Source organism: Pseudoalteromonas sp. CNAT2-18.1 (assembly GCF_022347865.1).
GTDB lineage: Bacteria > Pseudomonadota > Gammaproteobacteria > Enterobacterales > Alteromonadaceae > Pseudoalteromonas > Pseudoalteromonas ruthenica.
In genome coordinates this window covers 520,191-539,285 of sequence record NZ_JAKRFR010000003.1, presented here as the reverse complement: position 1 = coordinate 539,285, position 19,095 = coordinate 520,191, and the positions used below count along the sequence as shown (strand labels likewise).

18 protein-coding genes are annotated in these 19,095 nt (G+C 47.5%); 12 read left to right on the top strand and 6 right to left on the bottom strand.

Annotation, left to right across the window (positions count from 1 at the left end; genetic code table 11):
* Positions 1–560: 560 nt before the first annotated feature.
* From accC to cutA, 5 genes are all read right to left on the bottom strand, one after another.
* Complete coding sequence (gene accC, locus MHM94_RS09295) at positions 561–1,901, bottom strand: acetyl-CoA carboxylase biotin carboxylase subunit (protein WP_022946050.1); 1,341 nt, start codon at positions 1,899–1,901, stop codon at positions 561–563.
* A gap of 27 nt (positions 1,902–1,928) precedes the next feature.
* Positions 1,929–2,393, bottom strand: a complete 465-nt coding sequence (gene accB, locus MHM94_RS09290) for an acetyl-CoA carboxylase biotin carboxyl carrier protein (protein ID WP_045980407.1) — start codon at positions 2,391–2,393, stop codon at positions 1,929–1,931.
* A 25-nt stretch (positions 2,394–2,418) separates the two neighbouring features.
* Positions 2,419–2,871, bottom strand: a complete 453-nt coding sequence (aroQ, locus tag MHM94_RS09285; RefSeq protein WP_235419211.1) for a type II 3-dehydroquinate dehydratase — start codon at positions 2,869–2,871, stop codon at positions 2,419–2,421.
* A 250-nt stretch (positions 2,872–3,121) separates the two neighbouring features.
* Positions 3,122–4,906 (bottom strand): protein-disulfide reductase DsbD, encoded by a 1,785-nt coding sequence (locus tag MHM94_RS09280; protein WP_151173269.1) that lies wholly within the window; start codon positions 4,904–4,906, stop codon positions 3,122–3,124.
* Positions 4,906–5,226: a divalent-cation tolerance protein CutA gene (gene cutA / locus MHM94_RS09275; RefSeq protein WP_235419212.1), complete on the bottom strand. Its 321-nt coding sequence runs from the start codon at positions 5,224–5,226 to the stop codon at positions 4,906–4,908. The genes MHM94_RS09280 and cutA overlap by 1 nt, the downstream gene beginning before the upstream one ends.
* 140 nt (positions 5,227–5,366) lie before the next feature.
* Here cutA and MHM94_RS09270 point away from each other — a divergent pair, with 140 nt between their 5' ends.
* The 12 genes from MHM94_RS09270 to MHM94_RS09215 all read left to right on the top strand — a co-directional run bounded on the left by MHM94_RS09270 (position 5,367) and on the right by MHM94_RS09215 (position 18,404).
* The gene (locus MHM94_RS09270) at positions 5,367–5,846 is read left to right on the top strand and encodes an FxsA family protein (protein WP_022945975.1); all 480 of its coding nucleotides are present in this window, start codon (positions 5,367–5,369) and stop codon (positions 5,844–5,846) included.
* Positions 5,847–5,959: 113 nt separating this feature from the next.
* A complete protein-coding gene (locus tag MHM94_RS09265) occupies positions 5,960–6,247 on the top strand; it encodes a co-chaperone GroES (RefSeq protein WP_022945976.1) in 288 nt (95 codons plus the stop codon).
* Between the two features lie 55 nt (positions 6,248–6,302).
* Positions 6,303–7,952: a chaperonin GroEL gene (gene groL, locus MHM94_RS09260; protein ID WP_045980403.1), complete on the top strand. Its 1,650-nt coding sequence runs from the start codon at positions 6,303–6,305 to the stop codon at positions 7,950–7,952.
* 410 nt (positions 7,953–8,362) lie between these two features.
* Positions 8,363–8,875 (top strand): DUF3016 domain-containing protein, encoded by a 513-nt coding sequence (locus MHM94_RS09255; RefSeq protein ID WP_022945978.1) that lies wholly within the window; start codon positions 8,363–8,365, stop codon positions 8,873–8,875.
* A gap of 124 nt (positions 8,876–8,999) precedes the next feature.
* Complete coding sequence (locus tag MHM94_RS09250; RefSeq protein ID WP_022945979.1) at positions 9,000–9,587, top strand: TetR/AcrR family transcriptional regulator; 588 nt, start codon at positions 9,000–9,002, stop codon at positions 9,585–9,587.
* Positions 9,588–9,677: 90 nt separating this feature from the next.
* Positions 9,678–12,047: an MMPL family transporter gene (locus tag MHM94_RS09245; RefSeq protein WP_235419213.1), complete on the top strand. Its 2,370-nt coding sequence runs from the start codon at positions 9,678–9,680 to the stop codon at positions 12,045–12,047.
* Complete coding sequence (locus tag MHM94_RS09240) at positions 12,028–12,828, top strand: outer membrane lipoprotein-sorting protein (RefSeq protein ID WP_235419214.1); 801 nt, start codon at positions 12,028–12,030, stop codon at positions 12,826–12,828. Before MHM94_RS09245 ends, MHM94_RS09240 begins: the two co-directional genes overlap by 20 nt.
* Before the next feature lie 10 nt (positions 12,829–12,838).
* Entirely contained in the window at positions 12,839–14,014 is a 1,176-nt protein-coding gene (locus tag MHM94_RS09235; protein ID WP_235419215.1) for a hypothetical protein, read from the top strand.
* A gap of 9 nt (positions 14,015–14,023) precedes the next feature.
* The gene (locus MHM94_RS09230) at positions 14,024–15,637 is read left to right on the top strand and encodes an NAD(P)/FAD-dependent oxidoreductase (protein WP_022945981.1); all 1,614 of its coding nucleotides are present in this window, start codon (positions 14,024–14,026) and stop codon (positions 15,635–15,637) included.
* Between the two features lie 25 nt (positions 15,638–15,662).
* Positions 15,663–16,646, top strand: a complete 984-nt coding sequence (locus tag MHM94_RS09225) for an isocyanide synthase family protein (RefSeq protein ID WP_045980399.1) — start codon at positions 15,663–15,665, stop codon at positions 16,644–16,646.
* On the top strand, positions 16,643–17,434 hold the full coding sequence (locus tag MHM94_RS09220) for a TauD/TfdA family dioxygenase (RefSeq protein WP_152440183.1): 792 nt from the start codon (positions 16,643–16,645) through the stop codon (positions 17,432–17,434). The genes MHM94_RS09225 and MHM94_RS09220 overlap by 4 nt, the downstream gene beginning before the upstream one ends.
* 16 nt (positions 17,435–17,450) lie before the next feature.
* Entirely contained in the window at positions 17,451–18,404 is a 954-nt protein-coding gene (locus tag MHM94_RS09215; RefSeq protein ID WP_235419216.1) for a sulfite exporter TauE/SafE family protein, read from the top strand.
* Here MHM94_RS09215 and gph read toward each other — a convergent pair.
* A complete protein-coding gene (gene gph, locus MHM94_RS09210) occupies positions 18,401–19,072 on the bottom strand; it encodes a phosphoglycolate phosphatase (RefSeq protein ID WP_235419217.1) in 672 nt (223 codons plus the stop codon). The genes MHM94_RS09215 and gph overlap by 4 nt on opposite strands.
* Positions 19,073–19,095 lie beyond the last annotated feature (23 nt).

Genomic DNA, 19,095 nt, shown 5'->3' with positions numbered 1-19,095 from the left:
ACACATCCATGATGATAGTCACTCGGCTCGGTCATCCACGACCTCGCGTTCTTCACTTTCGAAGTGATGTTAAATCACTTCTCAAAGCCTTTGGCTTACGTTCATCACCTAAGCTATAGGGCCATTTTGTGTTTTATAGTGAAGTCAGAGTAAACACATCCATGATGATAGTCACTCGGCTCGGTCATCCACGACCTCGCGTTCTTCACTTTCGAAGTGATGTTAAATCACTTCTCAAAGCCTTTGGCTTACGTTCATCACCTAAGCTATAGGGCCATTTGCGTGCCACTGATAAAGGTATCAGTATCCTTACAAGCGCCGAGCAGTATAAAAACTTTTGTGGGCCTTGTCACTAGCTGTGGGGTGATTATTTTGCCGCTCGAAATCAATCGCTTACTAATTAACCTAAGGGCGTAGCTTGAGCTGTAACCTCGTAAACGACTTGCTCTGGACTTTTGAGATGATGGGTGAGTGCGCGCTACTTACAAAAAGCGATTTAGGGTTTGCAGGCACAAAAAAAGCCGACGTAGGTCGGCTTTGGCTTTGCTTAACATTTAGCTCTATAGGCCAAGTTTCTTCTCTAAATAGTGGATATTAGTGCCACCATTTTTGAAGTTCTCGTCCGATAAAATCAGTTTATGAAGCTCGGTATTGGTTTTAATGCCGTCGATAACCAACTCGTTGAGCGCGTTGCGCGAGCGAGCAATGGCAACGTCACGGTTCTCACCGTAACAAATAAGCTTACCAATCATTGAGTCATAATGTGGCGGTACAGTGTAGTCCGCATAAATGTGGCTATCCCAGCGAATTCCCAAACCACCGGCTGGGTGGAAGCGGGTGATCTTACCTGGTGATGGGATAAAGGTTTTTGGGTCTTCCGCATTAATACGGCACTCAATTGCGTGACCACGGATTTGCACATCTTCCTGAGTAATTGATAATGGCTGACCAGCAGCAATTTTTAACTGCTCTTTGATTAGGTCAATGCCTGTTACCATTTCTGTTACAGGGTGCTCTACCTGAATACGGGTATTCATCTCGATAAAGTAGAACTCACCGTTTTCATATAGGAATTCGAAGGTGCCCGCGCCGCGATAACCAATTTCGATACACGCGCGAGTACAGCGATCGCCAATGTACTTACGCATTTCTGCGGTGATACCCGGTGCAGGTGCTTCTTCAACTACTTTTTGGTGGCGGCGTTGCATCGAGCAATCACGCTCACCTAAGTGAATTGCGTTGCCTTGGCCGTCTGCCAATACTTGCACTTCGATATGGCGTGGGTTTTCTAGGAATTTCTCCATATAAACCATGCCGTTACCAAAGAACTGCTTGGCTTCTTGCTGAGTAAGGGCGATGGAGTCGACCAGCTCTTTCTCGCTGCGTACGACGCGCATACCACGGCCACCGCCGCCGCCAGCGGCTTTGATGATCACTGGGTAACCGATGCGCTTAGCAATTTGCATATTACGTTCGGTGTCGTTAGTGAGCGGACCATCAGAACCGGGTACACAAGGAACGCCGGCTTTACGCATCGCTTCAATGGCCGATACTTTGTCACCCATAAGACGAATGGTGTCGCCTTTAGGACCAATAAATACAAAGCCACTTTGCTCAACTTGGTCGGCAAAATCAGCGTTTTCCGATAGGAAACCATAACCTGGGTGAATAGCGACTGCATCGGTGACTTCCGCCGCAGCAATAATACGGGGGATATCTAAGTAGCTTTCGGTAGCAGGTGGCTTACCAATACAAATAGTTTCATCTGCAAGGAGCACGTGTTTCAGGTCACGGTCGGCGGTAGAATGCACGGCAACCGTTTTTATACCTAGCTCTTTACAGGCGCGCAGAACACGAAGTGCAATTTCACCTCGGTTTGCGATAACAACTTTATCTAACATAGTTAGTGCCTTGTTTGAGTTGCGCGATTATTCGATGATGAAAAGAGGTTGGTCGAACTCAACAGGCTCGCCATTCTCAACCAAGATAGCTTTAACCGTACCGGCTTTGTCAGCTTCAATCTGGTTCATCATCTTCATCGCTTCAACGATGCACAAAGTGTCGCCTACGTTAACTTTACTACCTACTTCAACATAAGCAGCGGCTTCTGGTGAAGAGGCCGCGTAGAATGTACCAACCATAGGTGAGGTTACTTCATGGCCGCTAGGGCGAGCAGGTGCATCGCTCGCTGCTGGTGCATCACTTGCTGGAGCAGCCGCCGGGGCTGCAGGAGCAGGAGCCGCTTGTGGCGCCAAGGCGTAATGCTGTGGCATCGCAGGAGCTTGGCTATGACGGTTAATACGTACCGACTCTTCACCTTCGGTGATCTCAAGCTCAGCAATGCCAGACTCTTCAACTAGTTCAATTAATTTCTTTATTTTGCGAATGTCCATGAAAAACCCGCCTGTTAGTTAGTTTTTAATTCGAATTCTGCAACCGGTTGACCGCTGCTTGAAGCGCGAAGTGGTAACCCATTGCACCAAAACCGCAGATAACCCCTTGTGCCACGTCAGAAAAGTAAGAGTGGTGACGGAAGGGTTCGCGTTGATGAATGTTGCTGAGGTGAACTTCAAAGAAAGGAATATCAACACTGAGTAGAGCATCACGCAGGGCCACACTGGTGTGGGTGAATGCGGCAGGGTTTATAATAATGCTATCAAATTGCTGCCACGCGTCGTGAATGTGCTCTATTAATGCTGCTTCGCTGTTACTTTGAAAGTGCGCCAGCTCAACATTTAAGGCCGCTGCTGCATCATTTAGTTCACCGGTGATCTGCGCCAGTGTTTTTACGCCATATTTATCCGGCTCACGCTTACCTAACATGTTTAGGTTAGGACCGTTAATAACTAAAATCTTAAACTTTGCAGTCATAATGCGACTAAAATCCTTTATCGTGTGAGTTTTAAGTGATTGTACAAATAATAGTATTTAACTTAAGGGCAAAAGTAGCAAATAGCAAACTTTTCTCACGTTTGCCGACTATTATAGAGAGTTCGACGTAAATAGCAGCAAAATACTGGTCTAATGACCTTGTTAACCAGGTCTGGCTAGGTGGGGTTTACCAGTGCGGGGAAAGTGAGCAGGGTGATGAGGCTCACCCTGCATTAATCAGTAAAAAGGATTACTGTGCTGCGTCACGTACTGCTTGTAGGTGGGAAGCAAACTCATCTGCCCCCATAAAACCGGTGACTCTCAGCTCAGGTAATTCTTCGTTGCTGTTATCAAAAAACAAAATACTTGGTAGACCAAAAACGGTGTAGTGCTCCATTAATTCAATGGTGGTGTCATTACTTTCGGTGAGGTCGACCTGTACCAAAGTGAAATGCTCAAACTGCTGTTGCACGTTGTCTTTCGGGAATGTGTACTTCTCAAACTCTTTACATGCCACACACCACTCGGCATAGAGATCAACCATCACCAAGCCATCGGTTTGAGCAATCAAGGTTTCCAGCTCTGCTAAATTAGCTACATGTACAAATTCACCATGCTTTTCGTTAGAGGAAACTGTCGCAGCCGTGCTGTTACTCTGTGGCTTAGGCCAAATGTAGTTTTGTACCAGCATTAAGCCACCAACAAACAGCAGCATGGCAAAACTCCATAGAGTCGTTTTTCCTTTCCCTTGGTTTTGACCGCTTTGCCAATAATGTAAGTAGATAGCGGTAGCAATTGCCAACAAGCCGGCCATTAGCAAGATCACCTCGAAAGGTAAAATACGCTCTAACAAGATAAGTGGCACAAACAACATTAAAAAGCCAAACAAGGTTTTTACTTGCTCCATCCAGCCACCGGCCTTGGGGAGTAATTTCCCGCCCGAGGTGCCTAATAGCAGCAGTGGTAGGCCCATACCTAGGCTTAAGGCATATAAGGTCAAGCCACCAACTACAAAATCGCCGCTTTGAGCCACATAAAGTAGCGCTGCAGAAAGTGGTGCAGTGGTGCACGGCGAGGCAATCAGGCCGCTGAGCACGCCCATCAAGAATACGCCGGTGTAGTTTCCGCCTTTTTGCTTATTACTGACTTCTGTTAGGCGGCTCATCAAACTTTGGGGTAAACGAATTTCGTAAAGCCCAAACATCGATAGCGCCAGCAATACAAACAGCAAACTAAAGCTGATTAATACATAGGGATGCTGTAAATAGCCTTGAATATGCCCGCCGAAATAGGCAACCACTAAACCTAGTAGCGCGTAGGTAACGGCCATGCCCTGTACATAAACAAACGACAGGCTAAAGGCTTTTTTCGTAGAGAGGTTTTTCTGCCCAGCGATTAAGCTAGAAAGAATCGGGAACATGGGGAACACACAAGGTGTAAACGCCAGGCCGATACCGACAACAAAAAAGAATACTAAATTCGTGACCAAGCTTTGGCTGGCTAAACGCTCAGTGAGTGATTGTTCACCCTCATCACTGGTGGCTTTGTTAACCGGGACCTCGCTGGTTGGCGCAGCGGTAGTCGCCGTGCTGGTAGCAAGGGCCGTAAGCGGAATTTCCACCACTTCAGGGGGGTAGCAAAGGCCTGCTTCGGCGCAGCCCTGATAACGTACTTTGACACTGGCATTATCACCAACATCACTGAGTTTGGAAATAATACTCACACTATCAAAATAGACCTCAGTGCGACCGAAAAACTCGTCTTCAATCATGTCCCCTTGGGGAAGGTCACTGGGTGGAGTGATGGTGGCGCCCTTACCGACGAACTCTAACTTGTGTTTGTAGAGGTAATAACCTGGCTCAATATCCCACCCTACAAATAAGGTGTCGCCTTGTTGGTCAAAGTCGAGCTTAAATGCCTGCTCAACGGGGAGAAAAGTGCTTTTAGAGGGCTCTAATAAGCTATTTAAAACGGAGTTGTTCGCCCAACTTAGCGAGCTAAACGCTAAGGTGAGCAAAAACAGCACATAACGCATTAATTTAATACCTCATCCATCCAATTAAAATACGCCAGGTTTCCGGTGGCCACATCAACAACCTGAATTTCAGGCACTTCATAACTATGTAGCTGTTTAATGGTTTGGATCACCTGGTTCATTTTCTCAGACTTGGTTTTAATTAGCAGTTTGGTCTCGTTTTCGCTGGTCACTTCTCCTTGCCACATGTAGATTGACTCTACTTCGGGAAGAATGTTGACACAGGCGGCGAGTTTTAACTGCACCAATTGTTCTGCCATCGCGCGTGCTTCTTGTTTATTTGCACAAGTTGTAAAGATAAGCCGGTAGTGAGTAGTCATACTGAACCTTTTTGTGAGTCCCGTTTCTAACCCCCATACTAGCTGATAGCAAGGGCAAAGCCCATAGAGCGACAACAGATGACTTGAAATCTGACCTTATCAACCTCAATTCTATTTCATCGACTTTTATGAGAGCCGTTATGTTCAGAGCACTTTTTTTACTATTTATCATTGTTCCAATCATTGAAATCGCGCTATTGATTCAATTAAGCGAGGTGATTGGCGGCGTTGCCACCATTGCCTTAATTATCGTTACCGCGATTTTGGGCGCTAAGCTGGTGAAGCAACAAGGCGTTGGTGCAATGCGTGAGGCGCAGGTGCAAATGGCACAAGGGCAAATGCCGGCAAAACAAATGTTTACTGGTATCTGTGTCATCATTGCTGGCGTTCTGTTGTTGACGCCCGGTATAGTGACCGACGTATTCGGCTTCTTATTACTGACGCCAGCAGTGCGCAATAAAATGGCCGCAACCTTTGCTTCTCAGGCGCAAGTGCGCATGAGCCAAGGTATGGGGCAAAGCACCTTCAGTGCTGAATTTCACAGCCATCAACAGCATCAACACAGTGAGCGTCGCGAAGAGCACACCACCATCGAAGGTGAATATGAACGAAAAGAGTAAAAAATTTTAATTTTTACTCTTGGGTTTTAAAACCTCGACCCCCATTAGATATGGCAACTAAATTTTAATGACTTTTCTGTAGTTGTTCAGAAACTGTTAGGAGAAACAAACAAATGAACATTCGTCCTTTACATGATCGCGTGATCGTTAAGCGTCTAGAAGAAGAAACCAAGTCTGCTGGCGGTATCGTGCTGACTGGTTCTGCGGCTGAAAAATCATCGCGAGGTGAAGTAGTGGCAGTAGGTAACGGCCGAGTATTGGATAGCGGCGAAGTACGCGCATTGGAAGTAAAAGCGGGCGACACTGTGTTGTTCGGCTCTTACGTTGAGAAGACTGAAAAAATCGACGGTCAAGAGTACCTAATTATGCGTGAAGACAACATCCTAGGTATCGTGAGCTAACTCACCCCTTGATGTTGACACACTTGGTTTAAACAGAATTTAGAGGAAAGAAACAATGGCAGCAAAAGAAGTACGTTTTGCAAATGACGCCCGCACTAAAATGCTTAAAGGCGTAAATGTATTAGCAGATGCAGTAAAAGTAACTTTAGGTCCTAAAGGCCGTAACGTTGTTCTAGATAAGTCTTTTGGCTCACCCACAATCACTAAAGATGGTGTTTCTGTAGCGAAAGAAATTGAGCTTGAAGACAAGTTCGAAAACATGGGCGCGCAGATGGTTAAAGAAGTAGCCTCAAAAGCGAATGACGCTGCCGGTGACGGTACCACTACTGCAACCGTACTAGCACAGTCAATTGTTAACGAAGGCCTTAAAGCTGTTGCTGCGGGTATGAATCCAATGGATCTTAAGCGCGGTATCGACAAAGCCGTTACCGCTGCAGTAGAGGAATTGAAAACCCTTTCTGTGCCTTGTGCAGATAACAAAGCCATTGCTCAGGTGGGCACTATCTCAGCCAACTCTGACAAAGAAATTGGTGAAATCATTGCTGAAGCAATGGAAAAAGTAGGCCGTGAGTCTGGTGTTATCACTGTTGAAGAAGGTCAATCACTACAGAATGAACTGGATGTTGTTGAAGGTATGCAGTTCGACCGTGGTTATCTTTCTCCTTACTTCATCAATAACTCAGAAAAAGGTGTTGTTGAACTAGATAACCCACACATCCTATTGGTCGACAAAAAAGTATCAAACATCCGTGAGCTTCTACCTACCCTAGAAGCGGTAGCGAAAACTAGCAAGCCATTGCTGATTGTTGCTGAAGACCTAGAAGGTGAGGCACTGGCAACATTGGTTGTTAACAACATGCGTGGCATCGTTAAAGTAGCTGCGGTTAAAGCGCCTGGTTTTGGTGACCGTCGTAAAGCGATGTTACAAGACATCGCCATCTTAACCGGTGGTACGGTGATTTCTGAAGAAATCGGTCTTGAGCTTGAAAAAGCGACACTAGAAGACTTAGGTACAGCGAAGCGCGTAGTAATCACCAAAGATGACACTACCATTATTGATGGTGCTGGTGAGCAAGAAGCGATTGATGGCCGTGTTGGTCAAATCAAAGCGCAAATCGAAGAAGCGACGTCTGACTACGATAAAGAGAAACTACAAGAGCGCATGGCGAAACTAGCTGGCGGTGTTGCGGTAATCAAAGTCGGCGCTGCGACCGAAGTTGAAATGAAAGAGAAGAAAGACCGCGTAGAAGATGCGTTACACGCAACGCGTGCTGCGGTTGAAGAGGGTGTTGTACCTGGTGGTGGTGTAGCGCTGGTTCGTGTGGCAACTAAGATTGCTTCACTTACCGCTGACAACGAAGACCAAAATCATGGTATCAACGTAGCCCTACGCGCTATGGAAGCGCCACTTCGTCAAATCGTTTCTAACGCTGGTGATGAAGCATCAGTGGTTGTTAACGCAGTCAAAGGTGGCGAAGGTAACTACGGTTACAACGCGGCAACAGGCGAGTACAGCGACATGCTAGAGATGGGTATCCTTGACCCAACGAAAGTAACACGCTCTGCATTGCAGTTCGCAGCTTCGGTAGCCGGTCTAATGATCACCACAGAAGCGATGGTTGCTGAACTACCTAAAGACGACGCACCAGCTGCACCAGATATGGGTGGCATGGGCGGAATGGGTGGCATGGGCGGCATGATGTAATCATCCCTCAAGCTATCTCGCTTTATAAAAACCCAGCTTCGGTTGGGTTTTTTTATGGCTGCTGAATTTCATCCCAAACTAGGCCCTGACAGCAACATTCTTCTGGCGTACTGAGAAAAAGCTGAAAGCGGCAACGAGTATTGGCTCAATAACCTTTATTATTAGGGCGCTACAAAAAGTAGCGAACGTTAGACTCAAGCAATAAATAGTCGCTGCTGCTAAATGAGAGATTCGACGAGGCAAACTGTTAAACCCAGAGGGGTTAGTTGCAGGGCGTTGACTCGATTGGGTACACAGGCTACAAATAGTTATTAATGATTACTAATTGTTACGAACTTGGCGGTGTTTTAGTAATCAAACAACACAACAAGCGGTCTATAGTAGATAGACGTACGCAATTGGAGAGTATGATGAAATCACTGAGCTACAGTTTGGCAATCGCGGCATTAGTTACATCCCTTAGTAGCTATGCTGGCGAAGCAAAAATCAAATGGCATGACTTAGACGATTACACCGATGCGCGTCCAGCTAATGAAGTAAAAGGACCGTTTCACAAGCGACTGGTTAAAAACTTTAATAAGCACTTTAGTAGAGAAGCAGAAAACCTGCCTGAAGGGTATGTGTTTAACGCTGAGATCACCAACCTCGATTTGGCCGGCGATGTGCGCTTTGGGATGAATGAGATCCGCGTGATTAAACCTATCTACATGCCTAAGATTAACTTTACTTACTCGGTCACCGATGCCGAGGGTAACGTGGTCAGTGAAGGGGAAGCGGATTTAAAAGACATGCAGTTTATGGATCGCATTCGCTCACCTCGAGCCAACGAAGCCAACTATTATGATTTTCGCTTGATAAGCTCGTGGTTTGAGAAAACCTTGTTGCCTGAGCTGGGTATCGAGCCGAAGAAAGCCTATCGCTAGCGACTAGCACTATTTAATTAAGGCAAAGTTAGGCGCCCAATGGGCGCTTTTTCTTTTTGATCTTAACTTGATCTTTTCCATTTCAGAATGTACATTCTTAAAAACGCTAAGCAGAGAACAACCTATGGCACGAACCAGAGAATTTGATGTAAGTGAAGCCCTGCGCAAGGCAACTATTATGTTTTGGCGCCAAGGTTACCGCGATACATCAATGGAGCAGTTGGTTAAAGCAACAGGTGTGAGTAGGTATGGTTTTTACCAAGAATTTGGTAATAAGAAAGAACTGTTCAAACGGTGTTTGCAAGAGTATTCCCTCAGCAAAATTAGCCCGGGGTTAAAGCGCATTGCGCAGAGTGATGGTGAGCTTGAAGATCTACGCTGTTTTTTCTCCATGTACAGCGAGAACATTGCAGAGCATGGCGCTAATGGCTGTCTTATTTGCAATACAGCTACCGAGATTGGTGAAACAGATATGGATGTGAACAGCATTGTGCGTGATATTTATGCCAAGCTGACCGCACAGTTTCAGCATTTTATTGAGCGAGCTCAAGCACGTAGCGAGGTACGCCAGGAGCTCAGTGCATTTGATTTGAGCGTGTGCTTACTCGGTGTGTTGCAAGGCGTAGCAGTGATGGCTCGCAGTGATTTTCATCGTGACACATTACGGCAATATTTGACGACTATATTCGACATGATGGCTGAACCCGAATAAGGTACTGTGCTATTATGAAAATAAAGAGCCTCACTTGAGGCGTTATTTTTTACTATTATCAGAATGTGTGTTCTGTTATAAGGAGTGATAATGAACCACTTTATTAGCAACTTAGCCCTGCGGTGGGGGCAGTGCGTGACACGCTACCCTTGGCTATTGCTTATTGTCAGTGTGCTGGTTTGCATCGCACTGGCAATAGGGGCTAAAGGGCTCACTTTCTCGAACGACTACCGGGCATTTTTCAGCCCTGAGAACCCAGAGCTCGTTGCCTTTGAGAACTTCCAAGACAAATACAGTAAAAATGACAACATTCTGATCGTCGTGCACGACGAGCAAAGCCAAGGGTTAACGCCTAATCATGCGAAGGTGGTGGAGCAGCTCACCGAACAGGCGTGGAAAACCCCTTTTGCGAGTCGTGTCGACTCTATCACTAATTTCCAACATACCTATGCTGAGCAAGACGACCTTATCGTCGCCGATCTGATCAAAAATGCCGAGCAATTATCTTGGCCAGCGTTGCAAGAAAAAGCACGCATAGCCCTTGATGAGCCGCTACTGGCCAATCGGTTGATTGCCAACAATGGCCGCACCTCGGGTATTAATATTACCGTGCAATATCCAGGGGAGTCTTTGGCTGAAGTGCCAAAAGCGGTGAATTATGTGCGCGATTTAGTGGCGCAAATGAAGCAGCAGCACCCTGAGCTTACCTTTGCTATTAGTGGCATCTCTATGCTCAACAACGCCTTTAGTGAGGCTGGGCAAACCGATGCGCAAACTCTCACGCCGATTATGTACCTAGTGCTCATCGTGGTGATGTATATGAGCCTGCGCAGTATTCTCGGTACCATTGCTGCGGTGGGCGTAGTGATTCTTGCCAGCGCTGCGGCCATGGGCCTAACTGGCTATATCGGCATAGAGCTTACGCCTATCTCCATTACCGCACCGACCATCATTCTCACCTTGGCCATTGCCGATAGCATCCACGTGCTGTTGTCTTACGCAAGCGCACGAAGAGAGGGCATGGACAAGCTCGCTGCAATTAAAGAGAGCTTACGGGTCAATTTTGTTGCCGTGTCCATTACCAGTATCACTACCATCGTTGGTTTTTTAACCTTAAATATGTCTGATGCGCCGCCATTTGCTGATTTAGGGAACATCACCGCGATGGGTATCGCCGCAGCTTGGTTGCTCTCACTGGTATTCCTGCCTTGTTTACTGGCTATTTTGCCGGATAAGAAAACCTATAAGAAAAAGCGCAACGGGCTGAATGTGTGGTTAGGGCGCTTTGGTAATCAGGTCGCGAAAAAGTATCGAATGATTATTGCTGCGACAGTGCTACTGAGCATTGGCTTTGGCTTGGCTATTCCGCAAATTGAGCTCAATGACGAGTTCGTAAACTACTTTGATCAGCGCGTTGAGTTTCGTCGCGATACCGACTTCACCATGGAGCACTTAACAGGCATTTATGTAGTGGAGTTTGACATTCAAAGTGGTGAAAGTGGCGGCGTCAGTAAACCCGAGTATCAGCAGGGACTGGCAGATTTCACCACATGGTTACGTCAACAGCCAGAAGTAGTTCATGTGTATAGCTACACCGACATCATTAAACGCTTAAATAAGAATATGCATCAGGATAACGAGGCGCTATATCGCTTGCCTGATAATCGCCAGTTGGCGGCGCAGTATCTGTTGCTGTACGAGATGTCACTGCCCTTTGGTCTCGATTTAACTGACCGCGTCAGTATGGATAAATCGGCTTCACGGTTAAGCCTGACGCTGGATAACCTATCTACTGCAGAGATTCAGGCCTTTATTGAGCGCGCTGAAGGCTGGCTGCAAAGCAACACGCCAGCGGCGATGCATGCCAAAGCCACTGGCGCTACGGTGATGTTCTCACATATTTTCCAACGTAACGCACAAAGCATGCTCAGTGGTAATGCCATTGCCATCATCGCGATTTGCCTGATTATGATCCTCACCTTACGTAGCCTGAAGTACGGCTTCTTAAGCTTGATCCCCAATACCATCCCGATGTTGTTCACCTTTGGCGTGTGGGCACTGTTAGTGGGGCAAGTGGGGGTTGCGGCAGCCACAGTGACCTCCACTTCGTTAGGGATCATTGTCGATAACACCGTGCACTTCCTCAGCAAGTACCTGAGAGCTCGGCGAGAGCGCGGCCTCACACCGCAAGCGGCCATTGAATATGCGTTTACCACTGTCGGAGAGGCCATTTTCGTGACCACCTTAATTTTAGCGGGCGGCTTTATGGTGCTGGCTTACTCCACCTTTATGATCAACGCGCAAATGGGCATGTTAACGGCGCTGGCCATTGTTATGGCACTGATTATTGATTTCTTATTACTCCCGGCGCTGCTCATGCTTGTTGCACGCCCGTCTACCTCATCTCAACCGAGTCTTTCAGCTATTAAGGAGAACCCGCATGAAGCCATTAATTCCTAGTGCTTTTGCCGTGCTATCGGCAGTCACATTTACCACCCCAGTTTGGGCTGCCGCAGCTTCCAGTGATGCGCAACAACGAGGCTATGAAATTGCGGCACAAAGTGACCGCTCCGATCGCGGCTTTGGCGTGAGTCGTGTCGATGTCATGATGCACCTTGAAGATGCCAGCGGGCGTAAATCGAGCCGCAGCTTAAGCATGCTCACCAAAGAAGTGGCCGACGAAAATAAAGGCGATAAAAGCCTGATTGTCTTTAACTCTCCAGCCGATGTACAAGACACCAAGCTGTTATCGCATGCGCAAATACTGGAGCCAGACGATCAATGGCTTTATCTTCCTGCGCTAAAACGCGTAAAGCGCATTTCCTCGGCGAATAAATCGGGCCCCTTTGTGGGCAGTGAATTTGCTTTTGAAGATTTTACCGCCCAAGAGCTCAATAAGTACGAGTATCGCTATATTGATGAGCAACAATGCGGTGAGTTCACCTGTGCGGTGGTCGACCGTATTCCCAAGTATGAAAATTCTGGCTATACCCGCCAGCGCGCCTTAATTGACTTAAGCCATTACCAAGTGCGCAAAATCGACTTTTATGACCGTAAAGAAGCCCATCTTAAAACCCTGACATTGTCTGATTATCAGCACTATCAAGACAAATTCTGGCGACCACAAACCATGCATATGGAAAACCATCAAAGCGGTAAAAAAACTACCTTGGTGTTCTCCGATTACGATTTCTCTGTGCGCTTAAGTAATCGCGATTTTGTTAAATCGTCATTGAAGTAAGGATGTAGTGATGTTCAGGAAGTGGTGGCTATTGCTCTGTGTGTTTGCGCCTTGCGTGTATGGTCAATGGCAAATAACGCCTGCGGTAGAGCTCGGCGCCCGGCAATACAATAGTGATAGCGCTCGGGCTCAGCAAACGCATAACTTTGCTTGGGACCCAAGGCTATGGCTTGAGCTTGATTACCGCTCCCGCGCCTCGGGTATACAAGCACATATAAAGCCGGTGGTGACTGTGGCCGCGACCAATAGCGCCCTGCCTGAATGGGATTTACAAGAGGCTTACTTACAGAAAACATTCTATAACTGGCAGCTAAGCGCCGGTATGAACACGGTATTTTGGGGCGTCGCCGAGTCTCGTCATTTGGTGGATATTGTCAATCAGCGTATTCCTGCACGTAATTTTGAAGGCGAAGAGAAACTTGGCGAACTATTGGTGCAGGTTGACTACTTTACCGAAAACGGCACCTTATCGCTGTTGTCTATGCCTTGGTTTCGCTCCCGCGATTACAGCCAACCTGATGAGCGCTTTTCATTGCCAGTGGCCATTAGCCAAGAGCGCTTTGTCGGTTTATCTGAGCACACTCGGGAATCACTGGCGCTGCGCTATGCCACGGTGCTCGATGATTGGGATGTCGGTGCTTATTTCTTCCACGGTTTAGATAAAATCCCAGCCTTTGAGATCACCGAGCAAGGCCAAGGACAAGCCATTTACAGCGCCTTGCAGCAATGGGGCCTTGATGCGCAATACACCACTGAGCGCTGGCTCGGTAAGCTCGAAGCGGTGCACCGCGACCATGATTACGGTGGTAATAGCTGGGCTTATACCCTAGGGGGAGAATATTACTTTTATGGGGTGGCGGGCAGCAGTAAAGATCTCAGTCTGCTGCTGGAGCTGCACCGCGACACCGACGCCGAGGCTCGGGAAAATCAAATATATCGTAATAGCAGCTTTGTAGGCTCTCGCCTCGCTTGGAACGACACCGATGCCACCACCTTGTTATTGGGAGCCCTTATCGATAATGGCGGCGATTCCATCGCCATTAAGGGCGAATTCGAAACCCGTATTCATAGTCAGTTGAGTCTTGATATTGAGGCCCGGATGTTTGTTGAACAACAGCCACAGCAGCCGCTTTACCTCTACCGAGATGATGACTTTATAGAAGTAAGATTGACCTATTACCTGTAAGGAGCATGTATGGTAAGTCAGTATAGTGATGTTGTGATCATCGGTGGTTCAATGGCTGGTGGTTGCTTAGCACGACAATTAAAACTAAAACACCCCGAGCTATCGGTCACCGTGTTAGAGCGCAAAAAGTCATTTAATTCTTGGGTCGGGGAGTCAACCCTAGAATCGTTTTGGGATTATGCCGCCAGTGATCTGCAACTGGGCTTTTACCTAGACACCAACCATTTGTACAAACATGGTTTGCGATTTTTCTTCGACAGCGTCGACCGTGATCTCAATGTCGAGGAAATGAGTGAGCTTGGGCGCACCTGGTATCACGGTATTCCGGCGCACCAAATTGATCGCGCTAAATTTGATAACGACCTAGTGCGCTTTAACCGAGATATTGGTGTGGACGTTTTACTGGGTGAGACGGTCAGCGATATCGAACTCGATGGCGAGCATGGTCACAGCGTGAAAACCGCAGACAAATCCTTTCGCTGTCGTTATTTAGTCGATGCCGCCGGGTTTGCTGCGCCGCTGGGTAAAAAGCTGGATTTAATTGAGTCGCAAGATCATCGCCATTCTGTGAGCTCAGCTTGGGCGCGGTTTAAGTTCACCACGCCACTCGATAGCCTGGGCAGTGAGCAGTGGCGTGCACGTACCAACTTTACCACCCGCGCATTAGCGACCAACCACTTTATGTATAAAGGGTATTGGTTATGGCTCATTCCATTGGATGAGCACACAGTCAGTATCGGTGTAACCGCTAAAAATACCGATGTCAGCTTAAATGTGAGAACCAGTGACGACTTCGTGGAATTTTTACGCTCGCATAAATGTATGCAGGAAATTCTGGGCAGCCACTTCGAATTGCAGGATTACAAAGCCATGAAGCGGCTATCACGGCGGGCCAAGCAGTCGTTCTCAACTGATCGTTGGTTCCTCACCGGCATGTCATCGGCCTTTTTAGACCCCTTGTTATCGCCGGGCTCGGCCTATTTGACCGATGCTAATCGCATGATCGGTGAACTTATAGAGGCGGATTTAGCCGGTAACGAGGCCATGTTTGCAGGCAAAACCAAGGCCTTCAATGCCTACCTCTTAGGCTGGTTTGAGAGCTTTATGCTGCATATTACCGGGAACTACCACGGCAGCTATGAGGTGCACCGCACGCATTTTGAAGCCTTATTAATGCATTGGTTCGGCTTTATTTTACCTTCATCCATGGCGCGCCATTTTGGTTATTGCCCGAGCATGAGTGAAATGAGCCAAGAGCAGCTGAATGAAAAAGCGCTGGCCATGGTGCAAGGGGCGGCGATTTCCCGCATTCATGAGCTTAAAGATGAGTTTATCCAGCTGATCCAAGGTCAAGAGTATCGCCTTAATCGCGGTCACTTCTTTGATATAGAGCTCACCAAGTGCCGCATGAAACACGCCCATAGCCGAGGCGTCATGTTAGACGAGATGGCCATAGCCGAACTCGATAAGGCCTTATTGGAAGTCACTTATTTAGGGTTCTTACGCAGTCTGTGTGAAATTCAGCGTATGGACTTTGATGAAGAAAAAATGCCGCTAGTGGTCGAAGCAGCAATTAATGACAAGCTATCGCTTACCCACGCGATGGAATTATTTAAACACTGATACTGACAGAACAAAGAGCACAAAAATGGAAAATTTAGCAAACAACAACAGGGTTAATGCACACACGGCGGATGCCACTGCGCGGGCTATTTTAGAACTCATTTTTGCCCAGCGGCGGCTGCTACCGATTGAGCAAGATGTGGCGTTTGACGAGCAAATAGCCGGTCATTATGAAAAGGTGTTGGATTTTGTTCACCGCCAGCAGCCCATCAATATGGTGCTGCCAGCCTTTCCTGCAAAATCACCCAATCGCAACAAAACCTTGGGCTATCTGCCAGATAAAGGAGAGTTTTTTGCATTTGAGCGGCTGGTGCAATTATGTCAGCAAATTGAAGAGGTTTATGAGCCAGGTGCAAAAGTAACGATTTGCTCGGATGGCCGCGTTTTCGCCGATATTATCCATGTCAGCGACGCCCATGTCAGTGAGTATGTAAACGGCCTGCGTCGTTTTGCCAATCAACATTATCCGGATTATTTCGACTTCTTTAACCTCGAAGATGTATATGACAAGGTCAATGACTTTGCGGTATTGCGTGAGGAGCTGATGATTGAATACGGTGAAACGCTAAAATCTCTGCGTCAGCGCATTAAAACAGAGAAAGAAGCCAGCACCATGTACAAGGGCATTACCCGTTTCATGTTAGAAGATTTCTCGGGTATCGAAAAGTTTTCTCAACATAGCCGCACAGCGCTGCAAAAGGTTGCTAAAACCGCCGCTTACCGTGTTATTCAGCGCAGTAATGCGTGGGGGCGATTGTTGAAACAGGAGTTGCCTCAGGCGCTGCGATTATCGATTCACCCGCAGTATCTGGTTTCTGAGAAAATCGGCATTTCACTGGTATCGCAAAACGACGTGTGGACCACGCCTTGGCACTCGGTACTGGTTAAAGATGGCGACGAGCACAGTTTGATGCCTCGGGAGCAAGCCGAGCAGCTGGGTTGTGTCTTAGTGTTCATTAATGGCCAAGCCAGCCACTATGAGCGTATGCACAGAGAGCCACAGTTATGATCAGCGAACAGGTCTCACCGGCGTGCTTCACGATTGACGCACGAGAAAGCGGTGCTAAGAAACTAGCACATTTAAACATTGCCGAACTTGAGCAAGTGATCTTGAACCAAGGTATGGTGCTGCTGCGTGGCTTTGACCCCAGCAGCGATGAGCAAATGGTGGCCTTTGCGAAAAAGCTGGGGCCGCTGCTGGCGTGGGATTTTGGCTATGTGCTGGATTTAAAAATAAACCAACAGCCGCAAAATCATATTTTTAGTCAAGGAAAGGTTGAGCTGCATTGGGATGGTGCCTTTGCAGGGGCAACGCCGCGATTTAACTTCTTTCAGTGTCTACAAAGTAGTGCCATGAGTGGTGGCGGTGAAACCACCTTTGTGAATACCTGTAGGTTGCTTGAGAGCTGTTCATCCCAGCAGTTGCAGCAGTATCAAGATAAGGTGATCCGCTATTTTGCTGAGAAAAAGGCGCATTATGGTGGGGCTATTGAGGAGCCACTGATTAGCCCGCATCCAGCAACTAAACGTCAGCGAATGCGCTTTATTGAACCCTTCAATGAGGATAATATGGCCGTTAATCCAGTGGAGACCCAGGTGCAGGGCATGTCCTCGTCGCAAGGTGACGCTTTTTTGCGTGAGCTGATAGCTCACCTATATGGCAGCGATAGCTTCTACGCCCATCAGTGGACACAAGGCGATTACTTGCTGGTGGATAACCATGCCATGTTGCATGGTCGCCACCGCTTTCAAGGTGAAGGGTTAACGCGACACCTTAAGCGTGTTCATATTTTGTAACGAGCAACCAATAACGATGAAAAGAGCTTATCTTTACCCCACTTTACTGACGCTATTTTTTATAGCGTGGAGTTCAGCATTTGCGACGAAGTTCAGTGTCACTGATGCTGTGCATAACTGGGGAACATCGTTGACTATGGTATTAGGATCCTTTGTCGCAGGTGCGACGCCCTTAGGTGGCGGAGCTGTTGCTTTTCCGGTCTTCACTAAGTTATTCGGGTTTGAAGCACACAGCGCAAAGGTCTTCTCATTGGCGATTCAGTCTGTGGGAATGACCTTTGCCACCATTTTTTTTGTTTCTCGCGGGGTCCGCATATATTGGTCACTGCTGGCGCGATTAATGCCCTTTGCGTTATTTGGTTTAGCGTGTGGGTTTTCATTATCGGTTGACGGTGAACCACTTAAGATCACCTTTAGTTTCTTGCTATTGGCTTGTAGTTACTTATTGATGCAGCGCTGTGATACGCGGTTGCTGCAGTGGCGAAACAGTTGGTCGCTGTATCTTATCGCTACACTGGGCGGGTTACTCTCGGCATATATTGGCGCCGGAGCCGATACCTTGCTGTTTTTCTACCTGGTATTGCGGCAAAAGTTCGATGCCAAAGCACTGATCCCAACCACAGTGTGTTTTATGGCAATACTTTCTGTGACTGGCAGTGTACTGCTCATTTTACAAGGGCAGCTAAGCAGCGCTCATGTGGCCTTTGAACCGTGGTTTTTCGCCGCTCCCGTGGTCGCCATAGGCGCACCGCTAGGAGGGTATGTAATGAGTAAAATCAACGAAAAGTACGTATTACGCTTTATTTATGCGTTGATATTCATTGAAGTGTGCTCAACGGTGGTGATATTACAATTTTCGCTGGCATTGAAGGTGCTATTGGTGGCGGCAACGCTCGCGGTGGTTGTACTTGCATTGCGCCAACGCGGGGGCATTCTCCCTGAGCGGTGGATAAAGGCAAAAGGCGCTTAACGCGCCGCGAGCAATGTCTCGACCTCTCCAAGGCGGGTGATGATTTTATCCGGATTAGCATCGGCGATATCCAACCCGTGGTTGTAGCCATAATTAACGCAGATCACCGGGCAGCCGGCGTTTCTGGCGGTTGCCACATCATTTTTTGAATCTCCCACATATATGCCTTCGCTAATATCAAGACTGAGATTATTTAAGGCACTAAACAGCATGGCTGGGTCTGGCTTGCGCTGGGGCAGAGTGTCACCACAGACAATGGCATCAAAGTAATCGGCAATGCCCAATGCATTTACCAGAGCATGAGTGTGGCTTTCATTTTTATTAGTGACAAGTAATAACTTTAACCCTTGCTGCTGCAGTGTTTGTAGGGTCGCTTTGGCATCAACATATAAAGTCGAGGAATCGGTCACACATTGGTTGTAAGCAGCACTGACTTTCGCCGCCGCTGCGCTAACATCAATATGTGTGGCGCCCACTTTTGCTAAGGCGCGCTCGGTGGCTTTATCAATACCGTTGCCTATCCAAGTTTGCACGTCGTCCACGGCGACTTGACCGACTTGGTAATGCTCCAGCGTGGTATTAATGGCGGCGCAGATATCGGCAGCGGTATTGACTAAGGTGCCGTCTAAATCAAAGCCAACCCAAGTCAGCGAGTGAGGCAATTGCATTTTAACATCCTTGTTTTAAACAG